The sequence below is a fragment of the Paenibacillus terrae HPL-003 genome (assembly GCF_000235585.1).
GTDB lineage: Bacteria > Bacillota > Bacilli > Paenibacillales > Paenibacillaceae > Paenibacillus > Paenibacillus terrae_B.
Map to the genome: position 1 here is coordinate 4,753,942 of NC_016641.1, position 18,251 is coordinate 4,772,192.

At 51.7% G+C, this 18,251-nt stretch carries 14 protein-coding genes and 1 pseudogene; 1 reads left to right on the forward strand and 14 read right to left on the reverse strand.

Annotated features, from left to right (window positions below):
* Positions 1-26: 26 nt before the first annotated feature.
* The 14 genes and pseudogenes from HPL003_RS30365 to HPL003_RS21370 all read right to left on the reverse strand — a co-directional run bounded on the left by HPL003_RS30365 (position 27) and on the right by HPL003_RS21370 (position 16,222).
* Positions 27-1,114, reverse strand: a pseudogene (locus HPL003_RS30365) (glycoside hydrolase family 11 protein).
* Between the two features lie 818 nt (positions 1,115-1,932).
* The gene (gene ggt / locus HPL003_RS21310; protein WP_014281834.1) at positions 1,933-3,513 is read right to left on the reverse strand and encodes a gamma-glutamyltransferase; all 1,581 of its coding nucleotides are present in this window, start codon (positions 3,511-3,513) and stop codon (positions 1,933-1,935) included.
* A 70-nt stretch (positions 3,514-3,583) separates the two neighbouring features.
* Positions 3,584-4,897, reverse strand: coding sequence for an amidohydrolase family protein (locus HPL003_RS21315; protein WP_014281835.1), 1,314 nt, complete (start codon positions 4,895-4,897; stop codon positions 3,584-3,586).
* Complete coding sequence (locus tag HPL003_RS21320) at positions 4,894-5,334, reverse strand: cupin domain-containing protein (protein WP_014281836.1); 441 nt, start codon at positions 5,332-5,334, stop codon at positions 4,894-4,896. The genes HPL003_RS21315 and HPL003_RS21320 overlap by 4 nt, the downstream gene beginning before the upstream one ends.
* 47 nt (positions 5,335-5,381) lie before the next feature.
* A complete protein-coding gene (locus tag HPL003_RS21325) occupies positions 5,382-7,064 on the reverse strand; it encodes a CocE/NonD family hydrolase (RefSeq protein ID WP_014281837.1) in 1,683 nt (560 codons plus the stop codon).
* 95 nt (positions 7,065-7,159) lie between these two features.
* Positions 7,160-8,494 (reverse strand): FAD-binding oxidoreductase, encoded by a 1,335-nt coding sequence (locus HPL003_RS21330; RefSeq protein WP_014281838.1) that lies wholly within the window; start codon positions 8,492-8,494, stop codon positions 7,160-7,162.
* A gap of 49 nt (positions 8,495-8,543) precedes the next feature.
* Positions 8,544-9,575 carry an ABC transporter substrate-binding protein gene (locus HPL003_RS21335; RefSeq protein WP_014281839.1) on the reverse strand — a complete coding sequence of 344 codons (1,032 nt, stop codon included), beginning with the start codon at positions 9,573-9,575 and terminating at the stop codon, positions 8,544-8,546.
* A 24-nt stretch (positions 9,576-9,599) separates the two neighbouring features.
* Positions 9,600-10,478 (reverse strand): fumarylacetoacetate hydrolase family protein, encoded by an 879-nt coding sequence (locus HPL003_RS21340; RefSeq protein ID WP_014281840.1) that lies wholly within the window; start codon positions 10,476-10,478, stop codon positions 9,600-9,602.
* A complete protein-coding gene (locus HPL003_RS21345; protein ID WP_014281841.1) occupies positions 10,475-11,380 on the reverse strand; it encodes a creatininase family protein in 906 nt (301 codons plus the stop codon). The genes HPL003_RS21340 and HPL003_RS21345 overlap by 4 nt, the downstream gene beginning before the upstream one ends.
* A gap of 12 nt (positions 11,381-11,392) precedes the next feature.
* Positions 11,393-12,568, reverse strand: coding sequence for an amidase (locus HPL003_RS21350; protein WP_014281842.1), 1,176 nt, complete (start codon positions 12,566-12,568; stop codon positions 11,393-11,395).
* Between the two features lie 22 nt (positions 12,569-12,590).
* Positions 12,591-13,403, reverse strand: a complete 813-nt coding sequence (locus tag HPL003_RS21355) for a cysteine hydrolase family protein (RefSeq protein ID WP_014281843.1) — start codon at positions 13,401-13,403, stop codon at positions 12,591-12,593.
* Positions 13,404-13,464: 61 nt separating this feature from the next.
* A complete protein-coding gene (locus tag HPL003_RS21360) occupies positions 13,465-14,493 on the reverse strand; it encodes an ABC transporter substrate-binding protein (protein WP_014281844.1) in 1,029 nt (342 codons plus the stop codon).
* Positions 14,494-14,519: 26 nt separating this feature from the next.
* The gene (locus HPL003_RS21365) at positions 14,520-15,398 is read right to left on the reverse strand and encodes an ABC transporter permease (protein ID WP_014281845.1); all 879 of its coding nucleotides are present in this window, start codon (positions 15,396-15,398) and stop codon (positions 14,520-14,522) included.
* A 26-nt stretch (positions 15,399-15,424) separates the two neighbouring features.
* Positions 15,425-16,222, reverse strand: a complete 798-nt coding sequence (locus tag HPL003_RS21370; RefSeq protein WP_014281846.1) for an ABC transporter ATP-binding protein — start codon at positions 16,220-16,222, stop codon at positions 15,425-15,427.
* Positions 16,223-16,491: 269 nt separating this feature from the next.
* On the opposite strand from HPL003_RS21370, the gene HPL003_RS21375 reads away from it, so the two are divergent.
* A complete protein-coding gene (locus HPL003_RS21375) occupies positions 16,492-18,093 on the forward strand; it encodes a PucR family transcriptional regulator (RefSeq protein ID WP_014281847.1) in 1,602 nt (533 codons plus the stop codon).
* Positions 18,094-18,251: the final 158 nt, after the last annotated feature.

The window sequence follows — 18,251 nt, forward strand, 5'->3', positions numbered from 1 at the left end:
AAGGATCATTTACCGCTTCTGGATTTTTAGTTGATCTCCAAATAATCAATGTACGCATCCCATGTCCCGTCATCGGCTGTTACAACAAGCTCAATCTCTTGATTCCGGTTCCATGGCTGACATTGTTTAGGGTGTAGACCGCAGGATTGCTTCCGCCGAAGTAGAAGGTTCCCTTTGTCTGTCCGCCGATTTTTAAGTCGACTCTAGCCATGTTGGAGTTATTTGAAGCACCACGGAGTGAGAAATTATGGGTACCGCTCTCGAAATACTGTGTGTATTTCACCGAATCATTGTTGGCGTATAAAGCGACTCCGGAGAACGACGAGCTGATATTCGAGGTGTACTGACCGCCTTTGGTCATACTCTCGCATTCCTTTTTCGTACCTGTGCTTGGAGGAGTTGGATCCGTACCCCCGCCTGCGCCAATAGTAAGTGTATTACTAGTCACAATTGCACTCCCACTACTTTGATATCCCTCTACCGTAAGCGAAACTTCATTCATCTTTCCCATCTGCATTCCTTTGCTCTGCCATGCATTAAAGTGTTGGCTAACAGATATAGTTCCGCTCGTACGTTTCGATGTCCGGACACTCCAATACTGCTTAAAAGTTGCAATGCCTTTAATGGAAGGTTGGTTAACTCTGGTGGTCTCATATATGTTATATGTACCCCCGTCAACGGTAATGGTGCCCTTTGAAGTTCCTCCTGGCGGACGCCAACTGCCCCAGCTATCGACGATGTAAAATTCTACTAGTGGGTCAACCATTCACCCGTAGACACATAAATACGAATTGCCGTTTGGCTGGTAGTCGGCACTGTAGTTTACTGATATGTTTCCAAGTTGCTGGTGTGTCTGGGTCTCGTTGAATTTCTTGCCTTTACGGAATAACGCATTTCCGATGTTACTCCACTGGGCACTGAACGTGCCACCACTATTGAGGGTCATACTTGTGGTTCCGGAATCCTTCCACAACTCATAGTAGTAACCATCTTGGGTGCCACTTTGATTTGAGGTGATCGTTGTTGCCGCCTGTGCGGTTACTGCTGGCAATGTAAGCGAAAAACAAATTAAGATTGCTAAAAATAACCTCATTCTTTTTGTTTCATTTGACATTCCTCCTTTTTGGTTAATTTGCATTTAGTCTTACTAGGATGCTGTGCAGCCCGTAGCAAACCTAAACACTATTTCTTTATACTGATTTAATTGTAAGCGATTACAAAAAAATTTTATCATAAGCTCCCTTAATATTTAACCTGCAAAATTTAAGTTTATACTGTAAAATGTTTAGTTTTTCGTGGTTGGAAATGGAAATATCATCATCCATATTGCCTATTTAGATTCTTGACCCATCTTAAGAGACCTGGGTTTTTGAGAAAATCAAATGTTTTTATTGGGAGTTTAACATCCATCCCACCTTGTGTTGGAACCCTGCTATCGGTTCCGACAAATGCACTCACTTCGTTTCTATGGCTATTGCTATAACTCCTATGGATTTAAGTATAACGGTGAGCATTTTTTTCATCATTTATGCACGAGGATTTAAGCGACATTTGAAGCTCGTTATCTGCCTGAAGCTCTCCATAAGACTGAAACCGACCCGTTTCATCGTAAATTCAAATATGATAGGAGTTAAGCTGCTTCATTCCACTTACGAACGAGTCCGCTTCACGTAACGGAAATGTCTCGTAAATTCGGACGATGTCCTGGCCAAAGTCAAGTAAGGTGATTTGCAAGGTACCCACATCCATGAGTCTTCAAGAGTTGAAATTTCAATTGCTCAAACACAACTAGCCTTGAAAGAAGAAGTACTAACATATTCATGCGGGCGGCAAAGAGAGAGCAAAAAACACCCTGATGAAGGAAAGAAAACAGTTTCCTTCCCGATCAGGGCGTTGCACTGTGTACTGTTAAGGCCATGTCCCGTTCCTGGATCACCAGCCGATGGCCGCTCCATCGCAGCGGGGGTCCGTGCCACCGATCCGGAAGCCGCTGTCATTGATCAAAATAGCATGTGCGTGCCCCATGGCCCCGGCAAAATCCTCAACTGGTTTTACCGTGTGTCCGGCCAGCTTCAAACGCCGCTGCACTTCTTCAGTGATCCGGCCTTCCAGTCTCAGCTCCTGCGTTTCTTCCCCCCATGTTCGGCCCCACACCCAGCGCGGTTCATGCACGGCGGTCTGCGGGTCCATTCCGTAATCGACCATGCGGGTCAGCAGCGCGGTCTGCGTCTGTGGCTGGCCTTCCCCTCCCTGGGTTCCATATAAAATATATGGCTTCCCATTGCGGCAGGCCATTGCCGGCATCAGCGTATGAAACGTTCTCTTGTCCGGTTCAAGCCTGTTCACATGCGAAGGATCAAGGGAAAAGAACGAGCCCCGGTTCTGCAGCAGAATGCCGGTGTCTCCTCCTGTCACCGCCGAGCCGAATTCAAAATACAGGCTTTGTATAAAGGAGACGGCATTGCCCTCTCCGTCTACTACCGCCGCGTATGCCGTATCATTACCTACCGGCTGGGTATCCATTGGCAGGGAGCGGTCCATATGGATGCAGGCTGCCAGATCCGCGGTATAGGACTTGGACAGCAGACGGTCCAGAGGGATGGAGGAAAATCGTGGGTCTGTCAAATACCGGTTGCGGTCGCGGAAGCTCAGCTTCAGCGCCTCCACAAGCAGGTGATAGTACTCAAAGGAACCGTGTTCTATACTGCCCAAATCAAACTGCTCGAGAATATGAAGCGCCATGATGCCGGTAAAGCCCTGTGAGTTCGGCGGGACCTGATATAGGTCAAGACCACGGTAACTCCCTATGATCGGCTCCACCCATTCACCTCTGTGCCTCGCAAAATCCTCCAGCGTCAGCAGCCCGCCTTGCTCCGCAAGTGAGCGAACAATCTCCTGGCCAACACTGCCTGAATAAAATACGTCCCGGCCGTGGTCCGCAATTTGAAGCAGGCTGATTCCCAAAGCAGACTGCACAAAGCGGCTGCCCTGCTCCGGGACCTTTCCTCCGGGCAGATAGATGGCGGCCGTCTGTGGATGAGCCGCCAGCACCTCGAAGCGCTCGGCCGTATTGGCATGTTGATCCGGCGACAGCGGGAAGCCTTCCAGCGCATAGCGGATCGCGGGCTCAAGCACCTCTGCCAGCGTCTTTGAGCCGTATTCCCGCAGTACGGCATCCCAGCCGTCCACCATGCCCGGCACGGTAATGACGCTGCGGGGTCCCCGCTGTGGGATGGCGGATTCGCCCGCAAAGCAGGCGGCTGTAACCCGGCTGCCCGAACGGCCGCTCGCATTATAGGCCCTGACTTTTCCCTCCTGGCTGCTATAGGTCATCCAGAAGGAATCGCCACCCAGTCCCGTCATATGTGGGTATACGACGGCAAGACAAGCGCTCACCGCGACGGCGGCATCAAAAGCGTTGCCTCCCTGCTGCAAAATACGCGAACCGGCCGCGCTTGCCAAATAATGAGGGCTGACAACCATCGTCTGTGTTCCTGTAATCGATGCAACCATTACGCCCCCACTTCCTCTCCCTTTATAACTGACAAATCAATTCTATTTGATGCCATTACTTTATACGGCCTTACGCATATGTCTGAGCTGCATGCAAAGCGGACTGCCAGCCGCCGCAGGCATACACCCAACGGCTCATTTTTGTGCCTGACAGCAGCTGCGTTACATCAGCCGCATCCGTTACAACAAAGTTGCAGGCATGCCCTTCTTCTATTTCGTACCCTTCACAGCCTATAATACCAGCAGGTATATCGGTGATCATCCGCAGCAGCTGTGCCAGATCCCGTTCACTGCCCATATGGGCCGCATACGATGTGATTTGGGCGATCTGTATCAGATCCCCGCGGCCGAACGGATGGAACGGGTCTTGAATGTTGTCGGAGGCCGCCGCCAGCGGAATGCCTTCCGCAAGCAGCTCGCGAATTCGTGTTGTACCCCGTCTTACCAGGCCGCGATCTTCCCGTCCCTGAAGGTATAGGTTCACCGCAGGCAGCGTTACCGCGTTCAAACCGGCTTCCTTCATCTTCGCCATCACATGCTGTGCATCCTTTTCCGTCATCGCAGACAGCGAGCACAGATGATCTGCCGTCACCCTGCCTTGATAACCGCAGCAAATCGTATGCTCAGCTATGCTCAGCACAGTTCTTCTCCCGGGATCGTCACTTTCATCCGCATGCAGATCAACTGGTACCCCGAAACGTTCTGCCATTCGGAAAACCCTGCCAATCTCCCTTTCAGGGTCATCTGCCAGATGAGGAGCTCCGCCCAGTACATCAATCCCCATGCGCAGTGCTTCCTCGACTGCCTCATCCGCAGCTTCATGATTGCCGCGGAACGGAACCATCAACGCATATTGGATCGCCATGCTACCCTTCAGCTTCTCCCGTACTTCCAAGGCCGCCTCAATCGTCCGAAAGGCCACCTCTCTCCCCAGATGAACAGGGAAGTCAAGGTGGCTCCTTACGGTCGTGGTCCCGTAGCTCAGTGCCATTCTGGCGGCCGTCAGCATGCGTTCCGCCAACTGCTCCTTGCTGAAGCTCTGTACGGCCTGACTGTAATTATGAATGGCTTCCTGAAGCGTGCCGGAGCGGTTCGGCACCTGCACGAGCGAAAAGGCTTTGTCCAGATGCATATGACAGTCAACCAGACCAGGAAGCATAATGCCGCCCCGCAGATCGATGCAATCCGCGTCTGCCAACCGTTTCAGGTCCGATCCGGCCTGATACGGGACAATCAGACGGGAAGCGCTGCTGTCCCCTGCATCAAGGAAACAGTCTTGCCGCCGGATGCTAACCCATTTTCCGCCCTCCGCCTTAAGTTCATACAGACGGTGGTCTTCCCGATGCGGAAGGCGTACATTAATGAAATGCAGTCCTGCACTCATTGCGCGGTAGCCAGCGCCTGAAGCACGGCCAGATCCTCCTCATCTAGCTCGGTGGCAGGACCCGCTTTGATCATATCTGAGAACAATTCGTCCGGTACCATGGTCGTCAGACAATACAGGCGTGTGCTGCCCGTGTTGATAATATCGTGATGGTTGCCCGGCGGAATAATAATGAATGAGCCTTGGCGGATCGGAGTCTCATATTCGCTGCCAACTTTAGCAATCCCCTCCCCTTTTAGCACATAAAAATATTCATAAGCTTCCCGGTGTTCATTGGATGGAGTTCTGCCTCCCACCTCGAAGATCTCCACAAATGAAGTGAAAGGCACCTGCTCCCTGTCGCACAGCAGTATGAACTTGTTCGTATCCTGTGCGGAAATTTTGTGGACGGGACAATTCTCAAAGTTACCGGCAACCAGCCCTGGAATGTTCACCATATACATTCAACCTCACTTTTGATTGATTTTAATTTATGCCTCGCTTTTCATCTTTTCAGCGGCAGCTTCAAACAGGATATGTCCTTTTCCGTGCTGCGCACAGCCGTGGTGGCAATCTTCAACCCGCCTGTTCCCGTGCTGTTCGTTTCACCCCTGACACCGTTCGGATGCCGGGCGAACAACGGGAAGGCGCTGCCTGTCAATTCAAGCCGGATATACGTGCCAGCCGGCAGGGTGGCCGCCAAGGGACGCAGCCGGATCCGTGCCGTTCTCCATTCATTGGATGCTTCTGCTCCTTCACTGCAGATTTCCGTACGGCCCACGCTCAGTAGCCGGGCCGTTCCATTCTCGGATACGGTCGTCAGGACAGCCACCAGATCCGTCGGACCTCCCAGTGTCTGGTACTGCACGGACAACTCCGGGGACCCAAAAATCGGGATATCCTCTGCAAGCGGTCCTCCCGTATATACCAGAATCTCTTGCCGTTCCTGAATGGCAATGCGGTCGGACGGCAGGTAAGAGTCCAGACGCATCGGGAGACGCGAGTCGTATACGAATACATCCGGCACAGCTTCCTCCACGTCTTCCATACGCCTTTCGAGTCTGCCGCCTCCTGCCGCACCGTTTGCCGGGGTTTGTGACCCCGATAAATAGAACCATTCGGACGGAGAGAGCTCATCCTCAAGTACAGAAGGCAGCTGTTCCGCCGTATGCCATTCATGACTCAATTGGTCAAAATAACGGATCGACGGTTCTCCGGGCAATTCCGTGTCTTCCTTGCCCTTCAGCCAATAATCAAACCAGCGCAGCTGCTCCAGATGATGACCACCGTCCGCCTGCTCGCCATGATCGATTCCGCCCGCTCTGCGCCCCCATGGAATGTGGGCCCACGGGCCGACAATGAGCCGATGAAAGCAATCCGACGTGGCAGTAGCTTGCAGAGCCTCGAACGACTGTAGCGTGCCCATCAGGAAACCGTCATACCAGCCCCCAATATGCAAAGCCGGCACCGGCTCCCCGACGATCTCGTCGATCCAGTTCATCCGCTCCCAGTACTCATCGTACGCTATATGATCGATCCAATCATAAAATGCGGGAAAGTATTGCTCCAGAATCGGATGTCTTTCATTCAGTGGCATTTTCCAGAGCATCTCCTCGGGGCTGCGCATAAACCGTGAGCATTGCTCGGCCGTCTCGAAGTCACCCGCCCTTTGCGCCGTGTCACGAGCCAGCTGGAAAGCCCACGGCAGATGATTGCCAAGCGCGAAGGAGCCATGCGGGTAAAATAAGCCGTGGTACATGTCTGCCGGGCACATGCTCGGGGCAATCGCCCTGAGCGCAGGCGGATGAAGGGAAGCCGCCGCCCATTGTGTGAGCCCTTGATAAGAGAAACCGTACATGCCTACTTTCCCGGTCGAGCCGGGCAGACCTGCTGCCCATCCGATGGTATCAAACCCGTCCTCTGCTTCCTGTACAAACGGATCAAATTCGCCTTCCGACTCTCCCCGTCCCCTGACATCCTGGATCACCACGATATATCCCTTACTGGCATACCAGACGGGATGGGCATGCGTAACGGTAGAGGCAATCGCCCGGCCGTAAGGCTGGCGCATCAGCAGCACCGGATATTCTCCCGTCTCATCAGGCATGTATATATCTGAATACAACGTTACACCGTCACGCATCATGCAAGGAACCTTGCGGCGGATGACCACATTTCCAAATTTCATGCGACTCGCTCCTTTCTGTAGATCCGGATTTACTATAAAAAATCCGTATGGTACGCTAGCTGCTGCTGTGTGGCCAATCTCCCGTCACCCGTTGATTAGATGCCGCTGACCGCTGGACGGTTTAATTTCTCCTGATTGAGAATTCCCTTCGGGTCGTTGCGGTGTTTGATTTCCCACAAACGGTCGTGGGCGTATGATCGTCCGCCTTCCTTCAAATCCCAAGTATGCGGATTATTGACTACAACCCGGTTTTCCTCGTAACGCCCCATCATCTGATTCAGGCGTTCCTCCGTTGTGAAGGGAACCAGCGGCAGGCCGGAGATCAGCAAATTTCCGTTTTGCCGGGCAAATTCTATATGATTCATCACTTCCGGATATTCCTTTTTCATAGCCGAGATTTGCTCAAGGGCACAGGCTGGATCAAAATTCAGCTGCAGGTAGGTTAAGCCCGGGTCTGTCTTGCGCGCCCACAAGGTTGTATGGTTCCATGTAAAGTCGGATACACCGACGCCTTTATGATATTGCTCGGCGGAGACCTTTTTAGACGTTTGCCCACCGTTTTCCGCTATGGCACGCTCCAGCCACGATTCACAGGCCGTATCCATTTCAAGCAGTACAGCGGTCCTTCCTTCGGGAATATCAAGAGGTACAAAATAGGATGAAATCGGCCATTCATGAATAGAAATGAGCCTCTTTACAAGGGACGTATCTTCAGCAACCAACTGCCCGAAGCGAAAAGCTTGTTCAAAGCTGTCAAAGGTTACTGCCCACTGCATCCATTCCACCCGCGGGGCCAGATTGATTTCCACCTCGGACAGAATGCCAATCGTACCGTAGGTATGCAGGTAGGGCAGCACCTCTTCTCCTTGCAGCTCAATGGTACGGGGCTGAACCTCGACGGTCTTGATTTTCAATGAACGTACCAGCCCGTCCCAGATGGTCCCCCAACTGATCGAACCGATGCCGCCAAAACCACCGCACAAAAAACCGCCGATCGTCGCAGTTTGAAAGGTGGAAGGCATCGTTCGCAGCTCATAGCCCTCCTTGCGGGCAGTGGATTCCATTTTGCCCAGTCTTGCTCCAGCCTGAACCCGCATTATGCCTTCTCCCGTTTCGAGCACCTTGTTGTACTTGGCCAGATTCAGCACGATTCCGCCTGTGACCGGGACACATTGGCCATAGTTGCCAGTGCCGTTGCCTCTGACGGTCAGTGGAACCCCCAGCTCCGCGGTAATGGAGAGCAGTGTGTCAAGCTCCTCCTCGGTGCGCGGACTGGCGATACACTCGGCGACCTTGCCCTGCAGCTGACTGGTCAGCACAGGGGAGAAGTGATGATAATCCATCGAATATTTGGTAAGCGCGGGCTCCTCCCACTGCAACAACTCAGGTTCGATGCGTTCTTTCAGAATGGCTGTCCAATGTTCATTCATTCGGTTCCCCTCCGTATGTTTTCATTCAGCCCGCCAAAGGCCCATCCTCTTAAGAATGCGGCAGGAACTTATCCGTGAATACCTTGCTGATATCAGGCTCTGATTTCAATGCTCCAATCTCCGTCAACTGCCGTCCGAGCTCCGTCCATCGCTCATCTGTCATATAGCCGACACCGTGTTCCACCGCATCACCTTCATACACGAACGGGATGAGCGTTTTCGCTGCATAGTTCAGCTTTTCTTTCGTGAAATCCGGGTTTTCCTTTAAAATGACGTCATTCACAGTATCATAATTGGTCTTGTAATAATCCCAGCCCTTCATCGAAGCCTCGACATAAGCACGCACAATATCAGGATGGTCCTGAATATACTGCTCTGTTGTGAACAGCACATTGGAATATGGGTTATAGCCGGCATCCGCCAGCAGCAGGAAATTAACGTCCACATTCTGTTGCTTCATCTCGTACGGCTCACTAGTTACATATCCCTGAATGGCAATCTTTTCATCGGCTACAAAAGGAGCCAGAGAACCGGTATAAGCCATTTCTTTCACGTTATCCAATTTGTATTTGCTCTTCACATAATCCCAGAACACCGAGCCTGTCCCTACGTAAACGGCATGGTTGTTCAAGTCAGCAAGGGAGGAAATGTTCTGGTTGGTATGCACCATAATCCCCTGCGGGCTTTTCTGGAAGATCGTCGCTATCGCTACCAAAGGGATTCCTTCTTCACGGGCGACCAGCAGTTGATCCGCCGTGGTAAGTCCGAACTGCGCCTTGCCGGAAGCCACGATCTGTGTTGGAGACACCTGCGGCCCTCCTGCCTGGATGGTCATATCCAAACCTGCCTCTTTGTAATATCCTTCTTCCTTTGCCGCATACAGACCGCCGTGCTCCGCCTGTGCAAACCAGTTCGTCACCTGTGTGACTGCCGTGAGTTCCCCGCTTCCCCCCGTGGAGCCCGATGTCTCGGCAGCGGCATTCTGAGCGGTTTGCTGATTGCCGCAAGCCGCCAGCAATGTGGATAAGGAGAGCATTGCTACCAGTAAAACAGCAAATCCCTTTTGTCTGTATTTGTTCATCTCATTACCACTCCCCAAGGAAAATTACTGATGATTGTATTCTACGTCTGCTACCGGATTACGAAGTGTTGTAAAGCCGCTGATTCTGCATTCGGCGATATCTCCGCGCTTTATCTGGACGGACCCCGGTGTGCCCGTCATGATCACGTCACCCGGATAGAGAGTCATCATCTGTGAAAAATACGAGACAATGAACCATGGATGATAAATCATGCGGGACACAGTATTGCTATGAATAACCTCATCGTTCAACACAGTTTCAACGGCGAGGCTCTGCAGATCGCTTATTTCGTCAGGTGTTATTAGCTGTGGTCCAAGACTGAAAAATGTATCGAATACCTTGGATCGCTGCAGGAATCTGGGATTCCGTGCGTGAATGTCCTGACTTGTCATATCCAGTGTTGCGGCAAAGCCGGCGATGACGTCCCGCGCACGTTCTTCCGGCACATTTTTGCAGCTACGGCCGATAATAATGCCAAGCTCCGCTTCTGATGTCACATTCACGGCCTGAGCCGGCAGACGGATATACTCTTCCGGCCCGATCAGGCTTGAGTCCGGCTTCATGAAGCAGACTGGCTCAAGCTCTGGAGGAGTGGATCCGAGATCGATCGCTTTCTGTACATAATTCATGCCAATTCCCCATATTTTGCGGGGGTGGCGGAAGAGAGGAGCCGGTATGGCCTCCTCCGTCGGTATGAAAGAGCTCGATGACCCTATTTTGTTCCCGGTTTTCTGATACCACTGAACAAGCTCCTCCAGCTGACCCTGCTGCAATATCTTCATGACAGTGCTTCCCCATGAGCTTCCTTCCGCCCTATTGATCTCCTCCAGAAGGAAACATCGGCCTTCATGCTCAATCGCGGCCCGTTCTCCAGCGCCGTGTTTCAGACTAACGAGCTTCACGGGCGGCTTCCTGCCGGCTGCTGAACCGGTTCAGTCCCGCGGACATCGGTGATTTCAAAATCACACAGTTCCTCCAGCGCCTCCGACAGAATCGCCGAGATTCTGTCCTGAATGATTCTGCCTTTCTCAGGCGTGGCCGTCGTAGCATCTCCAGCAATGCCAGTAGCGGAGATATCAGCCATCTTCCAGGCGAAGCGGATTTTCCCTTCTAATGTAAGAAAGCGGTAAGAGGACATATCAGGAAGCTCTTTGACAAGGAACTCCTTCTGCACCCAGTCCGGTTTGATGGACATCACCAGAGAAGTCTCATAATCGCCACCGTGAATACCGTATTCCAGTTCCTCGGAAGACAGGAGGTCCTCCGCCACATTCAGACTGCTGGGACTGAGATAGAAAACCATCATCCCCGTTCTGATCCGGATTTCCCGTGATACGGTATTCAGCAAATCCACGTTACCGCCATGTGTATTAAACAGCAGCAGCTTGCGAAAGCCACTAGCCTTCAGACTTTCTGCAATGTCGAGCATTACGGCATGCAGCGTGCTCGCGGACAAGGAAATGGTGCCCGGCAGCCCGATATGTTCATTGCTTTTGCCATACGAGATCGGAGGCAGCAGCCAAATCTCCTTATCCGGCCGCACGCGCTCCAGCGTTTGTGTTAATGTCGCTTCCCCAATCAGAGTGTCCGTATATACAGGCAGATGGGGTCCATGCTGCTCTACAGCTCCGACCGGCAGTATGACTAGTGCCTTCTCCTTTGGAAGTTCTTTGACTTGTTTGCTTGTTAGACGGGGCAGAAAGCGCTCCCCCCATACCGTTCCATCATATCGTTGAAACATAACTGACACCCTTTCTTCTGCGGCTTTGATGTTCTTTTCGCGTAGCTTAATGTCCTTATACATCGAGTGAAGCTCTTATCCTTTTACTGCCGGAACAAGGGATGCGGCCCATTCCAGCAGACGCCGATCCTGTCCCGGGCCGACGATGAGGGAAATACCGACCGGGCAGCCCAATACCTCGGCAGCGGGGATTGTAAGCTGCGGCAGACCCGACAAGCCGGCAATGCAGGTCAAACGCATCGTTTGCACTCTTCGTTCTTCAATTAGCGGCCCGTTAAGCCCCAGCTTCGGGGCAACTCCGGTAGTTGTCGGTATCACAAGCACCGCATCCGTTCCAAGCAGGTCAGCCATGTGCTTGCGCACCTCAAGCCGGCGTTCTACTTCCTTCTCCTGATCGGCACGTTCAATGGTGCCTGCCCAGGAGAACCGCCCGGCAATATCTGGTCCGAAGACTGGCTGCTCACGTTCAATCCAGGCCCCATGCTCCTGCCATATTTCGTAGCCCTGGATCGTCCTGAACATGGCCATCCATTCAGGCAGTCCCTGCGGGGCGATGCGAACAGCTTCATGGCTCTCAGCCAAGCCGCACAGCAACTCCAGGCAGGAGGCAAGCGCATCTTTGCTCTCAGTGTCAGCCAGCTCCCAGGCATCCTCACCGATCAGCACCCGGCTAAAGCCGGAACCCGAGGCAGTCTGCGGCAGAAGCACTTTACCTACCCGACACAGCGTCTCGGGATCGCGCGCCATCCAGCCGACGGTGTCGAAGCTGGGAGCGAGTGGGATAACACCATTCTCGGAGACAATGCCCTGCGTTGGACGCATTCCATAAACTCCGCAGTACGAAGACGGCACACGTACCGATCCTCCCGTATCCGTTCCAAGGGCAAAGTCGGCAAGCCCTGCGGCGACGGCAACCGCCGATCCACTAGATGAACCGCCAGGGATACGATCAGGGGCCTTCGGATTCACCGGTGTTCCGTAATGGACATTTTCACCGTTCAGGCTGAACATCAGCTCATCTGTATGAGTCGTGCCCGTTAGTCGCGCCCCTTGCTGCAACAGCAGGCTGAGGGTTTCCGCGTGCTCCGCCGCCGGGCCGTGAGTCTGGAGCCAACATGGATTGCCCGCGCCATTTGTATTATCACGGACAGCAAACACATCCTTGACCATAAAGCTGAGTCCGCTCAGCGTTCCCTGTCCTGTCGGTTCAACTGTCACCTGGTTGACAATGGCGTTCCATTGATCTTTCATCGAGTCATCCCATCCCTTCCGCTCACCCTTCTAGAGATGCCAGCTCTTCCGAGGTATTTCCCTCTTTACGAGCCGCTGCCCCGTTCAGCTCTTCTACCAGCCAGGTGGAGTCCGCGACGAAGCCATAACATTGCTTGATATTGTACAAGGTGGCTTCTATGCAGAAAGCTGGGGAGCTCGTTGCCGAGCAGTCCTCCAGAAGTATGCCGTCATATCCGAGGCAAGCCGCGTCCTGCAGTGTATGCATGACACACTGATCGAGATTTACCCCGGCAAACAACACCGTCTGAATATTCAAATTGCGTAGGATACTGTCCAGTGGTGTGTCCCAAAACCCGCTCATGCGGTATTTATCCACATAGATATCATCAGGGGCCGCATCCAGGCCGTTGACAATTGCCGCTCCCCAACTGCCTTTCTCCAGCACCTTGGAGCCGTTCCCCGGCAGCGTGTCCCCGATGCCGTTGCCCCGTCCGTCTGGATTGTATACATGAAGCACGGATGGCGGCACGTTCATCCGGTCTTCCCGATTGCCCCAGTTCACCCAGATGACGGGCACACCCGCTTTACGCAGCTCAGGCAGTAGCCGATTCAGCCGACTGACCGGGTTCAGGAGCGGCGATGTATCCGCCCCGATGGAATCCAGCCAGCCTCCCGGTGTGCAGAAATCATTCTGCATATCGATGACAATGACAGCCGTATGCTCCAGATCAAATACGACCTCCTGCGGCTGTGCAGGAAGGGTTATGGGCTTGCTGTACTTTTGCGTCCGCCTTAGATCCACCAGCGTTTCGGACACTTGCCAATAGCTCTTTCGATTTCCAAGTTTGAACATATTAAGTTCCCTCATTTTCCTGAAAATTCTGGTTTGAGGCTATAAATACTTCGGTTCACACTTATGGTTTCATCAGATATTCGGTCGTGAACGCCTTGGCAACATCCTGTGTCTTCGTTAATCCTTTGCCCTTGATCATCTGATCCTGCAGGGTGCTCCAGCGTTCCTTTGTCATGTAACCGATACCGTTTGCCTCGGATTCCTTATTAAGAATAAAGGGCTTTTCCTGCTCCGCCTCATAATTCATTGCTTCTAGCTTCATATCTGGATTGTAGGTCTGAATGAACGGGTTTACCTTTTTATAGTTGTCAAGATAATAGCTCCAACCCTTTTGGCTTGCCTGTACCACAGCCTCTACGACATCGGGGTGCTCTTTAAGGTAGTCTTCGGTTGTAAAAAGAACATCTGCATAGTTCGCATAACCGGAATCTGCAATTTTCAGATAGTCCACCTCAACCCCCTGCTGGGAAAGCGCGTAAGGCTCGTTCGTGATGTAGCCCTGATTCAGCGAATTGGGGTCATTGATAAAATTGACAAGCTGTCCGTTATACTTCATTTCTTTTACATCCGTCAGATTGTATTGGCTCTTGATATATTCCCAGTAAGGCACCGCTGTACCAATGTATACGGTTTTGCCGTTCAGGTCGGTGAAATCCTGGATGTTTTGCCCTTTGTGGTACATAAGAACCTGTGGTGTGCTCTGAAAGCCAGCAAGGATACCAACAACAGGGATTCCCTGTTCCCGCGCCTTCAAAATTTCATCCGCATAAGAGATGCCGAATTCAGCTTTGCCCGCAGCAACAAGCTGCATGGTTGACACCTCGGGACCTCCCGGCTGAATCGTCATGTCGATCCCCTTGTCCTTATAGTAGCTCTGCTGCAATGCCGCAAAATAGCCTCCATCTTCCCCTTTGGAGTACCAGCCTTCGATCAGTCTCACCTGCTTCAGATCTGTTCCGGCTTCCCCTTTGGCCGGGGCGGAGGATTCTGGAGCAAAGGAATTGGAGCATGCGCTCAGAAGCAGCATGATCAATGCCGCAGCCGACAGCAGCCACTTCTTGTAACGTAAGTTCATATGATGTTTGGACATGTTGGATCCCTCTCCCGGTTCTGGTATCATTTCATTGCCGACTCATGCCAGGACTTCAAAAGCTTGTTCGACACCATGTTGATGATCAGGAAAAATGCTATTCCCAAGGCGGATGCCGCCAAGCCGCAAGCGAACAGATAAGGAGTTTGCAGACGGGTTGCCGCAACGGTAATCCCGTATCCGAGTCCACCCTGTCCGCCGCCAATGCCTGCAATGTATTCACCCACGATCGCTCCGACAACCGAACTGGAGCATGAAATTTTCAGCCCCGCCATAATGTACGGGAGCGCCGCCGGAAATCGCAGCTTCCAGATTGTCTGCAGCTTGCTCGCATTATACAAATAGAATAAATTTTTCATATTCTGATCCGTTGAGTTCAATCCGATAAGTGTATTCGATAAAATCGGGAAAAAGCTGATCAGGAATGAGATGATCACAATGGCATTGATTCCCGCTCCGAACCAGATCACAATGATCGGCGCTACCGCTACGACCGGAATAGTTTGCAGAATAATGGCGTACGGATATACGCTTTTTTCCACCGTTTTGGACAGCGCCAGCAGAATGGCTAATGAAATACCGAGCACTACACTGATCGCAAAACCGATCAACGCCTCTACAATGGTTGTGCTTACCGACGTAATCAGATTTGTGCTATTCTCGGCCGCCGCCGCCGCAATATCGGATGGCTTGGGCAAAATATACGGAGGCATTCCGATCATCCGCACGATCATCTCCCATCCGCCGATAAACAGGACAAACACGACTAATGGCGGCAGAACTTTCTTCAGTAGGCTCAGGACCTGATTCTCGCCTGCCGGATAACCGCTGCGGGCATTCCCCTTCCCGGAAGCCCGGATACCTGCCGCCGTTTCAACGGCTGGATTAGCTGCCATATCTTCCATTTTTTCCACCCCTCTCATTTTGGCTATCAATGCTTCAGCACAGCGGACACGCTGCGTACATATTCACCGAATTCAGGACGGGTCCGGAATTCATCATCCCTCGGATAAGCAAACGGAATATCGATGAAATCCGAAATTTTTCCGGGACGGGGCGTCATCACCACTACTTTTGTCGATAGAAACACACTTTCAAACACGTTATGCGTAATGAACAGAACCGACATCTTTTTGTCCTGTTCCCAAATATTCAGTAGTTCATCCTGCAGCGTCTGCCTGGTAATTTCATCAAGGGCGCCAAACGGTTCATCCATTAACAGCAACTTGGGTCTGGATATCAACGCTCGCGCAATCGATACCCTCATCTTCATTCCCCCTGACAGCTCACGGGGCAGCACCTTCATATATTCCTTCAGGCCTACCAGCTCAAGAACCCGCTCCCCTTCGGTGATACGCTCCTTCCTGGATATGCCGCGCAAGGTAAGAGGCATGGTAACATTATCAATCAGCTTGGCCCATGGCAGCAGGGTATGCTCCTGAAACACAAAGGCAATCTCGTTCTGCTTGCGCGCTTCCTTCGGTGAGGTGCCCAGCACGGACAGATGACCCGAGGTCGGTTCCGTCAAACCGGCAATCATATTAAAAATGGTCGATTTACCGCAACCGGAAGGGCCGACAAAACAGAGAAATTCCCCTTCCCCCACATGCAGATCCGCATGCTGCACAGCTACAGTGCCATTGGGGTAGATTTTGCCGACATCATCGATAACAAGCATGGAGCGGCTGTCCTTTTCGGCCGCAGCCTGTTGATTTTGGGTAAGCTGCATCTGAATCCCCTCTTCTCTTTGAAGTTGTGTCCTATCATAAAGCTAAAAAATATGAATGTAAATATTCCTTACACATTTTTGGCTTTTAATCTAACGATATGGGCTTCTCATTGGTTTAAAAACAAAATTATTAGTAATTTGTGTTAACTTATATAACATTAAAAAGATAAAAAGGATTGCAGAAATTCGACAAAAGCCTATATAATTGCTTAAAAAGTTACCTCGTGTCCGGGACCTGAATTATATACGCATCATGGGAGTGATTTAATATGCATTTAACTGTAGAAGATGCCTTGACGGTCTATCCGTTATCGGAAGGGAAGCTGGCCGCCGGTAAAAAGGGGATTTTCCGAACAATCAGCTCCATTAATTTGATGGATGCGCCGGATGTGATCAATTGGATGAAAGAAGGGGAGCTGCTGCTGACTACGGCTTATGCGATCAGGGATTCACCCGAGGAATTTGTCAATTTGCTGCAAAAGCTGAATGAACGCGGAGCCTCCGGGCTTGGCATCAAGCTTGGCCGCTACTGGGCGGAAATTCCAGAGATTGCCCTGGTTGAAGCCGATCGGTTGGGCTTCCCCCTAATTGAGCTCCCTTTTGAATTCACCTTCTCCGAGCAGATCACCGCTCTCTTCCAATCCGAGTTCCAACGCGATACCCGCAGGCTGAATGAATTGCTTGAAACGCAGAAGAAGCTGGTTGATTTTGCGATGCAGGCGGATGAGTACACCAATTATTTTCAAAGCATCACAAGCATTTTGGGGCGTCCTGTAGCCATCGTCACCTCTGAGGGACAGACCTTGTATAACGTGACACACTGTTCTGAAATGGAGCTGTTGAGCGACTGGCCCTGGCATCAGGACAATCGGTTTTATAAGGCAGCCAACAACTTGTTGTATCGGGTCCCCTTGCTGAAAAATGGAAAATCATACGGTTACTTGCTTGTTCAGACCGAAAATCTGCTGGAAGTACATGATATGGAGGGCATTTTTCACCAGGCTGCCGTTATTCTTTCCTATCATCTGGAGGTCATCCGAAATCAGGAGACTTCTGCGGCAGACAGTCGTCTTGGCGCGACTATGGAGCGTTACTTGAAGGGAAACGCCTCCCGGAAAACGGTGCTCGAATTTGCCGAAGCGTTGGGAAGCACATTTTGGAGCACTCCCTACGTGTGCATGATATTATCCTCCACAGGAGCTGATGCGTGGGACCATGAGAGTCAGCGCCGCAGACTGAGGGAGATTCAGGATAAGCTTCAGGACCATCCAAAAACGTCCTCCTTGGAGTCCCATCATTTCTATGTGATGAACCGCGTATATTCCCTCTTTCCCATTCCGGAAGAGGAGGCCAAAGAACGCAGGCAGTATGAGAATTCTGCACGTTTGTATACGGATATGATGCATGCATGGGACCACGGAGCAGGAGCAAGGACATGTTTTATCAGTAAAGTGAGAATGGGTATGGAGGAGTTCATCGACGGCTTCCGGGAGTGTGGGGAGGCCGAGAGAATCAGCACGGAGCTCGGTTTAAGCGAACCGGTTGTCATGTTTGCCGACCTGGAATTCATTTATCTATTCAAGCATATTCCGCAGGAGGTCATGTTCAGGTACTGCTCTTATTTGTTCCGTCCACTGCTGGATAAGGACGAGGAATACGCCAGCGAGATGATGCACACGCTTGAAGCCTATTTCGCCAACAACGGCCAGGTGAATGAAACCGCACGTGAGCTATTTATCCATCGCAATACGGTGCTGTACAGGCTGGAGAAAATTTCGGGGCTGCTGAATCTGGATTTGAAGAACACCGATCATCTACTGCTATTAAAGCTGGGGCTTATGTTTAAGCATTTGATGCCGACCGACAAATAGGCTTGATTTAAAAATAGCTACAAGAAGGGTATCCCACAGAAGCCTACCGGCTGCGGAATACCCTTTTTTGCCTCTTATCCACGTAAAACCTTCCAGGATTATCAAAACTGATATGCATAGGATCGGTCCCACTCCTCCCGGTGCGTAGGATATCAAGG

Bases quoted from the DNA above. Each gene is read 5' to 3' on its own strand.
- ggt (WP_014281834.1), bottom strand. From the start codon at position 3,513: ATGGTTGCATCGATTACAGGAACACAGACGATGGTTGTCAGCCCTCAT.
- HPL003_RS21315 (WP_014281835.1), bottom strand. From the start codon at position 4,897: ATGAGTGCAGGACTGCATTTCATTAATGTACGCCTTCCGCATCGGGAA.
- HPL003_RS21320 (WP_014281836.1), bottom strand. From the start codon at position 5,334: ATGGTGAACATTCCAGGGCTGGTTGCCGGTAACTTTGAGAATTGTCCC.
- HPL003_RS21325 (WP_014281837.1), bottom strand. From the start codon at position 7,064: ATGAAATTTGGAAATGTGGTCATCCGCCGCAAGGTTCCTTGCATGATG.
- HPL003_RS21330 (WP_014281838.1), bottom strand. From the start codon at position 8,494: ATGAATGAACATTGGACAGCCATTCTGAAAGAACGCATCGAACCTGAG.
- HPL003_RS21335 (WP_014281839.1), bottom strand. From the start codon at position 9,575: ATGAACAAATACAGACAAAAGGGATTTGCTGTTTTACTGGTAGCAATG.
- HPL003_RS21345 (WP_014281841.1), bottom strand. From the start codon at position 11,380: ATGTATAAGGACATTAAGCTACGCGAAAAGAACATCAAAGCCGCAGAA.
- HPL003_RS21350 (WP_014281842.1), bottom strand. From the start codon at position 12,568: ATGAAAGATCAATGGAACGCCATTGTCAACCAGGTGACAGTTGAACCG.
- HPL003_RS21355 (WP_014281843.1), bottom strand. From the start codon at position 13,403: ATGTTCAAACTTGGAAATCGAAAGAGCTATTGGCAAGTGTCCGAAACG.
- HPL003_RS21360 (WP_014281844.1), bottom strand. From the start codon at position 14,493: ATGTCCAAACATCATATGAACTTACGTTACAAGAAGTGGCTGCTGTCG.
- HPL003_RS21365 (WP_014281845.1), bottom strand. From the start codon at position 15,398: ATGGAAGATATGGCAGCTAATCCAGCCGTTGAAACGGCGGCAGGTATC.
- HPL003_RS21370 (WP_014281846.1), bottom strand. From the start codon at position 16,222: ATGCAGCTTACCCAAAATCAACAGGCTGCGGCCGAAAAGGACAGCCGC.
- HPL003_RS21375 (WP_014281847.1), top strand. From the start codon at position 16,492: ATGCATTTAACTGTAGAAGATGCCTTGACGGTCTATCCGTTATCGGAA.